Annotated in this window: 5 protein-coding genes and 1 pseudogene; all 6 read left to right on the top strand. The window is 58.0% G+C overall.

What is annotated here, in order from left to right:
* Nucleotides 1-291: 291 nt before the first annotated feature.
* Nucleotides 292-1,041, top strand: coding sequence for a class I SAM-dependent methyltransferase (locus tag DMX06_RS25840; protein ID WP_110739961.1), 750 nt, complete (start codon nt 292-294; stop codon nt 1,039-1,041).
* Nucleotides 1,042-1,509: 468 nt separating this feature from the next.
* The gene (locus DMX06_RS25835) at nt 1,510-1,746 is read left to right on the top strand and encodes a hypothetical protein (protein ID WP_110739960.1); all 237 of its coding nucleotides are present in this window, start codon (nt 1,510-1,512) and stop codon (nt 1,744-1,746) included.
* A gap of 675 nt (nt 1,747-2,421) precedes the next feature.
* Complete coding sequence (locus tag DMX06_RS25830; RefSeq protein WP_110739959.1) at nt 2,422-4,341, top strand: type I restriction-modification system subunit M; 1,920 nt, start codon at nt 2,422-2,424, stop codon at nt 4,339-4,341.
* The gene (locus DMX06_RS25825; RefSeq protein WP_110739958.1) at nt 4,338-5,678 is read left to right on the top strand and encodes a restriction endonuclease subunit S; all 1,341 of its coding nucleotides are present in this window, start codon (nt 4,338-4,340) and stop codon (nt 5,676-5,678) included. Before DMX06_RS25830 ends, DMX06_RS25825 begins: the two co-directional genes overlap by 4 nt.
* Entirely contained in the window at nt 5,675-6,610 is a 936-nt protein-coding gene (locus DMX06_RS25820) for a GIY-YIG nuclease family protein (protein ID WP_110739957.1), read from the top strand. The genes DMX06_RS25825 and DMX06_RS25820 overlap by 4 nt, the downstream gene beginning before the upstream one ends.
* Before the next feature lie 161 nt (nt 6,611-6,771).
* Nucleotides 6,772-8,121 (top strand): annotated as a pseudogene (locus tag DMX06_RS25815) (type I restriction endonuclease); the annotation flags it as partial.
* Nucleotides 8,122-8,253 lie beyond the last annotated feature (132 nt).

Genomic DNA, 8,253 nt, shown 5'->3' with positions numbered 1-8,253 from the left:
GATGGTAGTGTGGGGTTTCCCCATGTGAGAGTAGGTCATCGTCAAGATTCATTTCGCAAAACCCCTATCTGCGCGAGCAGGTAGGGGTTTTGTCTTTTCCGCGTTCCAAAATCAACGCCACACCGCCACCCCTGTGGGAGCGGCCTTGTGTCGCGAAAGGGCCGCAACGCGGCCCCGGCGATATCAGCGTGATGCACAATCCAGGGGCCGCTACGCGCCCCATTCGCGGCACAAAGCCGCTCCTACCCGACTTATACTGGTCCGACCACAAGCATTAACCTGGACCATCGAATGAAACCCTTTGACGACCTGGTAGCCGAGGCCAACGCAGCCGATGTGACCGGCTGGGGCTTCGACTGGCTGGCAGGACGCGCCTCCGAGCAGCGTCCGCCTTGGGCCTATGCCCAGCTCCTTGCGCAGCGTCTGGGTGCCGTCAGCACAGCGCTGGACATCGACACCGGCGGCGGAGAGGTACTGAATGAGGCTCCGCACTTTCCACCCCTCATGTGCGCAACTGAAGCCTGGCCCCCCAACGCCCGCAAGGCGCACGAGCGCCTGAAATCGCGCGGCGTTGAAGTCGTGCAGGTCGCACCCGGTACCGCACTCCCATTTGCCGACGCCTCATTCGAGCTGGTCACCTCACGCCACCCTGTGCAACCGGACTGGCCCGAGATTCATCGCGTCCTCCGGCCTGGCGGGCATTACTTCGCCCAGCACGTAGGGCCAGCCTCGACCTTCGAGCTGATCGAGCATTTCCTGGGGCCATTGCCGCGTGAGCGGCAAATGCGCGATCCACAGGACGAAGTGGCAGCAGCACAGGCAGCCGGGCTGACGGTGACTGACCTGCGCACAGCCCGTTGCCGCATGCTGTTCCATGATGTAGGCGCAGTCGTGTGGATTCTTCGCAAATGCGTATGGTGGGTGCCGGACTTCTCCGTGGATAAGTACCGCGCTGAACTGCTGGCCCTGGATAGCCAGATGCGCCAGGGCGAGCCTTTTGTCGCGCATTCGACCCGTCATCTCATCGAGGCGAGGTGTTGAGCGTGGCGGGTTTCTTTCCTTTAAGTTTTGAGGAAATTTCCCATCGCCCTATCTGTTGCGAATCAATCCCGCCTAAGGATACATTCCCCAAGTCGCAGCAAAATCTGCGACCAGGTGTAGGAACCTGCTGGTAAACTTGGCGCTCGCACTAGGCGCCCCATCACAACGGCTGGCGCCTTTTTTGCGTCTGCTGCGATGTCATGGCGGCTGTGTGTGGGCAGGCTTCGGCCTGGCCGGGTTCCAAGTTTCCCGGTATTCCTACCCCACACATAGCTGCCACCCAATCCCGTAGGAAGGATCGTGGTAGCTCCAATCTCAAACTTGGAGTCTCATGCATGCTTATTCGCATTCTGAGCAGGATCCTCGCATCCGCTCTCCGCCGCACATCCCCCGCGGCCACCCCATCCCCCTCCTTCTACCCGATCGACAGCCACTCCCTCGCCACCCGCGCCACCCGATAGGTGCCCCATGCCTGACCATGAACGCCTGTCTACCCTCCAGAGCTACGTCTGGACCCTCGAACTGCTCGGCGAAGCGCTGGTCCAGCATGACGAGGTGCTGGAGTGCGAGCACAACCCGCAGCTGAGCTTTCGCAACACGGCGGGGATTCACCAGGCGATCCAGATCATCAGCCGGTTAGCCAGTGAGCAGTTCAGCAAACTGGAGGCGATGAAGGAGGAGGGGAGAGGTGACGACGTGGTGTAGGTGTCGCTGAGGCACTGAATGCCAGGCACAAAAAAAGACGCCCATTGGGCGTCTTCTTTTTAGGATTTGGTGGGCCGGGGTAATTTGAAGCAACCGCCTATTTATATGAATTTTCTATGCTTTTAACGGTTAAATTTGATCTGTGGAATACCAACTGGAATACCAGTGTTCTCATTCGGTGCAGTGAGAACACTGGTGAGCAGGGGTTATTCTGCTCCTAGTCTTCAAGAGATTTGCCCGCGGCTCTTGATGGGCTACTGCTATGAGCCCCTTATCTGAACTGCCAGCCGCTTCGAGGGGCGAATTTTGCCAATCCCCTTGCACCAGTGTCGCACCGTTACGTTCAAATAGTCACCAAGTGCACGCCGGTTTTCGCTTTCGTTCCTACCAGGACTTCGAATCCCCCCTGATTTTCTAGGCACTCTCCAGGTTCAGGAATAGCGTTGCTCATACCCTACTCGCGACAACTGCATAGCCCTGCACTGGTCGCGGCGACGTGGCGAAGATATGAATGTTCCCGAAATGAAAGCCCGCTAGCCGAATAGACAAATCAGCACCTTAGCCGGTTCCTGATACTGGTACGGAGCTACCCAACCGGTTAAGGTTCGGCATCAATCAAGACATCCCGCAGGAAGGCGCGCCAATCGCCTCGCCCGCCCAGTAAGGAACAACAGCTTGAACCAGCAAAACCTCGCCGATTTCATCTGGAACGTGGCCGACGTGCTGCGCGGCGATTTCAAACAGTCCATCTACGGCCGCATCATCCTGCCCTTCACCTTGCTGCGCCGCTTGGAGTGCGTGCTGGAGCCGACCCGTGACAAGGTGCGCAGTCAATACGAGAGTATGAAAGCCAGTGGCGTGGACATGGACCTGATCCTGCCAACCACAGCTGGCGCCACCTTCTACAACGTCTCGCAGTTCTCCCTAGGCTCGGTCGGTTCCACCAGCACCCGCGCCAACCTGGAGGACTATGTCGCCAAGTTTTCCGCCAACGCCCGCCAAGTGTTCGAGCACTTTGCTTTCTCTGATTGGCTGGTTCAGCTCGACAAGGCCAACCTGCTGTACCTGGTGACGCAGAAGTTCGCCAATATCGATCTGCACCCTAATGCCATTAGCAACCACGAGATGGGACTGGTGTTTGAGCACCTGATCCGCAAGTTCGCCGAATCCGCCAACGACACCGCGGGAGAGTTTTTCACCCCGCGCGATGTGGTGCGCCTGGCTACCACCTTGGTGTTCGCCCCGGATCATCAAGCGCTCAATGGCGAAGGCGTGGTGCGTACCGTGTATGACTGCGCCGCCGGTACCGGCGGCTTTCTGTCTTCAGCTATCGAGCAGGTGACCGAGTGGAACCCCAATGCCCGCCTGGTACCCTACGCCCAGGAACTCAACCCTGAGACTTACGCTATCTCCGTGGCGGACAAGCTGATCCAGGGCTTCGAGACCCGCAATATCAAACTCGGTAACACTCTGTCCAACGACCAGTTGCCCCATGAGCAATTCGACTACTGCTTGGCCAATCCACCGTTCGGCGTTAAGTGGGAGAAGGTGCAGAAGCAGGTGCAGGATGAGCATAGCCAACAGGGCTACGCCGGCCGCTTCGGCCCTGGCCTTCCACGGGTGGGAGATGGCTCGCTGCTGTTCCTTATGCACCTGCTGTTCAAGCGCAAACCTGTCGAGCTGGGCGGCAGCCGTATTGGCATCGTGCTGTCCGGCTCCCCGCTGTTCAACGGCGGCGCCGGCTCCGGAGAGTCGGAGATCCGCCGCTGGATTCTGGAAAACGACTGGCTGGAGGCGATCATCGCCCTGCCCACCGATCTGTTCTACAACACCGGTATCGGCACCTATATCTGGGTGTTGTCCAACCACAAGGACGCGCTACGCAAGGGCAAGGTGCAGCTGATCGATGCCAGCGCCATGCACGCCCCCATGCGCAAGAGCCTGGGCAGCAAGCGCAAGCATCTTTCGGATGAGCAGGTTGCCGAAATCGCCAAGCTGCACGAGGCCTTCGAGGAGGACTCGAACAGCAAGATCTTCGCCACCACCGACTTCGGCTACCGCCGCATCACCGTCGAGCGTCCGCTGCGCCTGCGCTTCTCGGTTACCCCGGACAAGCTCGCCGCTTACCAGAACACCAAGGGCGCCGACCTGGCCGATGCCTTTGCCGGCGTACAGGGCGAGTTCGACAACCTGCTGGCCTTTCTCAAGGCGGCCGACATCAAGAAGCTCGGCAAGGGTGCACTGAAAGCCGCGCTGGCCTGCTTCGGCGAGCGCGATGCCAATGCCCAGCCGATGCTGGATGACAAGGGCAACCTGCAGGCCGACTCCGACCTTCGCGAATTCGAGAACGTACCGCTTAGCCAGAGCATTGACGCCTACTTCGCCCGTGAAGTACTGCCGCATGTGCCGGATGCCTGGATCGATATCGGCAAGACGGACGCGAAGGACGGCCAAGTCGGTATCGTAGGCTACGAGATCAACTTCAACCGCTACTTCTACGTCTACCAGCCGCCGCGTCCGTTGGCCGAGATAGATGCCAACCTAAAGGCGGTCGAGGCCCAAATTGCCGCGTTGCTGGGCGAGGTAACGGCATGAGCCATTACAAGCCTTATCCGGCCTACAAGGGCTCCGGGGTGGAGTGGTTGGGACAGGTGCCGGACCATTGGCAGTTACGTAGGCTTAAACATATGGCCCGTTTTTCTGGCGGCGGAACCCCCTCCCGTGACAACCCCGAATTTTGGAATGGTGATATTCCCTGGGTGTCGCCCAAGGACATGAAATCTGAGTTCATTACAGGAGCCGAAGAGTGCATCACTGCAGCCGGGCTGTCAGGAAGCAGCTCCTCGATGGTGCCGGCAAAGCGAGTGCTTATAGTAGTGCGCTCGGGAATTCTTAAACACACGGTCCCGGTCGCCATCAATGATGTTCCTGTCGCACTGAATCAGGACATGAAAGCAATCTGGCTGGACTCGGACTATTTGTCCGCACGGTTTTTAATGCGCTGGGTACAGGGACTGAATGACGATCTATTGAAGATCTGGCTAAAACAGGGGGCTACGGTTGAAAGTATTGAGCAGGATTACCTAGCCAACACGCTAATACCAGTGCCACCAGTTAGCGAGCGCGAGCATATCGTGCAGTATCTTGACCGCGAAACCGCGCGCATCGACGCGTTGATTGAAAAGAAAACCCGCTTTATCGAACTGCTGCGCGAAAAGCGCCAGGCGCTGATCATTAATGCCGTCACAAAGGGTTTTGACCATAATGTGAGGATGAAAGACTCCGGTGTGGAGTGGCTGGGAGAGGTGCCGGAGCATTGGAGTGTTATGCAATTAAGGCATACAGCCCGGTTGGAGTCTGGCCATACACCCAGTCGCTCAAAGCCAGAATATTGGGTTGACTGCAATGTTCCGTGGTTCACGCTCGCAGATGTCTGGCAGGTTCGTAGCGGTGAGCAAAAGTATGTATCAGAGACCTCTGAGAAGGTCAGTCAGCTAGGCCTGGAGAATTCATCAGCCCGTTTGTTACCTGCCGGCTCTGTATTCTTGTCCCGGACTGCCTCCGTGGGTTTTCCGGGCATCATGGCGGTCGACATGGCAACCTCCCAGGACTTCGCTGTGTGGACATGCACTAGTGAGCTATTTAACGAGTATCTCTACTACATACTGCTTGGTATGAAGCCGGATTTTGACCGCTTGATGATGGGATCGACCCACAAGACCATTTACATGCCGGATATCGAGGCTATTCGAATTGCTCGTCCACCACTTGATGAGCAGCGAGGTATCGTCAGTGCGTTGGGTGGCCAGCTTGGTCGTTTCAAAATTGTCATTGATAAAACCGAGCGCAGCATCGAACTGCTAAAAGAACGCCGCTCCGCTCTGATCACGGCTGCGGTCACTGGACAGATCGATTTGAGAGAGACGGAATGAGCCAGGGTCGTAGTCTGCGTCTGTTTCTGGTGGACGGCACGCCCAATGGTCTGCTCACCGCTGAGATCATGAACTGGACCGGGCATGTGCTGACCGGCCCGCGTTCCAAGTTGGCTGAACTGGTGCAACGTCCTGAATGCGCGCGCACTGGCGTGTACTTTCTTGTCGGCCCTGACCCGGACGACAGCTTGCGTGCTCGGGTGTATATCGGCGAATCTGATGATGTGGCGCAGCGTCTTAGGCAACATAACCGGCCGCAGGAGCAGGGTGGCAAGGATTTCTGGGAGCGTGTGTGTCTGATTACCAGCAAGGACCAAAACCTGACCAAGGCCCATGTCAAGTATCTGGAGAGCCAACTAATCCAGATCGCCAGTCAAACTGGTCGTTGTGTAGTAGGCAATAGCACAGCGCATAGCTACACCAACTTGCCTGAGTCGGACCGTGCTGACATGGCGTTTTTCCTCGAGCAGATCCGCATCGTGCTACCAGTGCTGGGCTTTGACTTCCTGCGCGAGCTGATCAAGCCCTCCAAGCTCGTTATGGCACCAGTCGAGCAACCGGTTAGCCAGTCGCCGCGTTTTGCACTACAGCTTCCAAAGAGCAAGGAGCGCGCGGAAGCGCAAGAGGTTGATGGTGAGTTCTTTGTACTGAAAGGGTCCCGAGCTCGAGCTCAGTGGGTAGGAACTGCGGATCATAATTACCGGAACCTGTATCAGCAGTTGGTGAGTGATGGTGTGACGGTCAGTGACGGAAGTGAGTATCTGGTGTTCAAGGACGACTATGCCTTCAGTAGCCCTAGTGCCGCAGCGGCAGTTGTGTGTGGGCGTGCAGCTAGCGGTCGAACCGCTTGGCTGGTCGAGGATAGTGGCGAAACTTATGCCGCCTGGCAGGACAGTCAACTGAACGGTGTTGGTGTCATGCCAGAAAACTAGTGGCTCGATGAAGAAGATCTAGCAGCCGCAGCGGTTGATCTTGGTGGCGCCACCAACTTACGGACTTTACTGGTGGCACCTGCGACGACGGTGAGTGGATTTGCCCCGGCTGTATCTGTAGATACGCCCGATAGCCATTATTAGATGGGCTGTTCCCAAGGATGGCCGCGAAGTTGAAGGACGAAACGATGAGTCATATCCACCACGAATGTGAACTGGAACGCCATATTGTCAAGCAGCTTGAAGCTGCCGGCTGGCTGGTGGGCAAGTCTGCTGACTATGACCGAGGACGGGCGCTAGTCCCCGAGGATGTGCTGGGCTGGCTGGAGGACAGCCAGCCTGCGGCCATGGCCAAGATCCTCGCCATGAATGGTGCAGGCACGTGTGATGCGGTGCTGGATCGACTGGTCAAGCAGCTGGAGAACAAGGTCGATGGAGGTACGGTAAATGTGCTGCGCTATGGCTTTGCATTGGCCGGCGGCGGAACCCTGGCCATGAGCCAGGCGCTGCCCGAGGACGCGCGCAACGACACAGTGATCGCCCGCTATGCGGCCAATCGGCTGCGCGTCGTGCCACAGCTGCGTTACTCGTTGGACAAGGCCGACGAGATCGATCTGGCCTTCTTTATCAACGGCATTCCAGTGGCCACGGTGGAGTTGAAGACCGACTTCACCCAGTCAGTCCAGGCCGCCATGCAGCAGTACTGTATGGACCGCCGTCCTGAGCGCAAGAGTGGTGGCCTGGAGCCGCTGCTCACCTTCAAGCGTGGCGCGGTGGTGCATTTCGCCATGAGCGATAGCGACATACGCATGACCACCAAGCTGGCCGGGGATTCGAGCTTCTTCCTGCCGTTCAACCGGGGTAACGATGGCGCCGCCGGCAACCCGCCGGGCGACAACGGTAGCTACCCGGTGAGCTACTTCTGGGAGCGCGTGCTGCAGAAGGACAACTGGCTGCATATCTTCCACCGCTTCGTGCTGCAGGAGCGTAAGGAAGCCCAGGACGTCAATGGTAAAACTTACTTCAAGGAAGGCCTGATCTTCCCGCGCTTCCATCAGTGGGAGGGCGTGACCAAGATGATCGACGCGGTGCAGGTAGAAGGTGCAGGGCATCCGTACCTGATCCAGCACAGCGCCGGCTCGGGCAAGACCAATACAATCGCCTGGACCGCGCATTCGCTGATTCGAGTGCGCCGCCCGGACGGTGAGCCGTATTTCCACAGCGTGATAGTGGTGACCGACCGTCAGGTGCTGGACCAGCAGTTGCAGGATGCCATCCAGCAGATCGAGCACCAGGCCGGCGTTGTGTGCGCTATCGACCGCCAACAGTCGAGCCTGCCCAAGAGCCAGCAGTTGGCCAAGGCCATGCTCGATGGTGTGCCGATTATCGTCTGTACCCTACAGACGTTCCCCTATGCGCAGAAGGCCATCCTCGGTGAGCAGAGCCTGCGCAATCGCCGTTTCGCCATCATCATCGACGAGGCACACAGCTCCACCGGGGGCAGCACGGCGGATGACTGTAGTGGTCAACTCATCCCGGACACGGTTTTGAGTTTTTCTTCTGCTTTCGCTGGAGCCAGTCCATCGTTGAACTGATGCGGCCGGATCCAGTTGTAGTGGCCCATTAGGTATTGGCCAATGTCT

The sequence above is a fragment of the Pseudomonas mosselii genome (assembly GCF_003205295.1).
Classification (GTDB): Bacteria; Pseudomonadota; Gammaproteobacteria; order Pseudomonadales; family Pseudomonadaceae; genus Aquipseudomonas; species Aquipseudomonas mosselii_B.
Note: the sequence above shows the minus strand (reverse complement) of the source record. Positions and strands in the feature narration are given on the sequence as shown.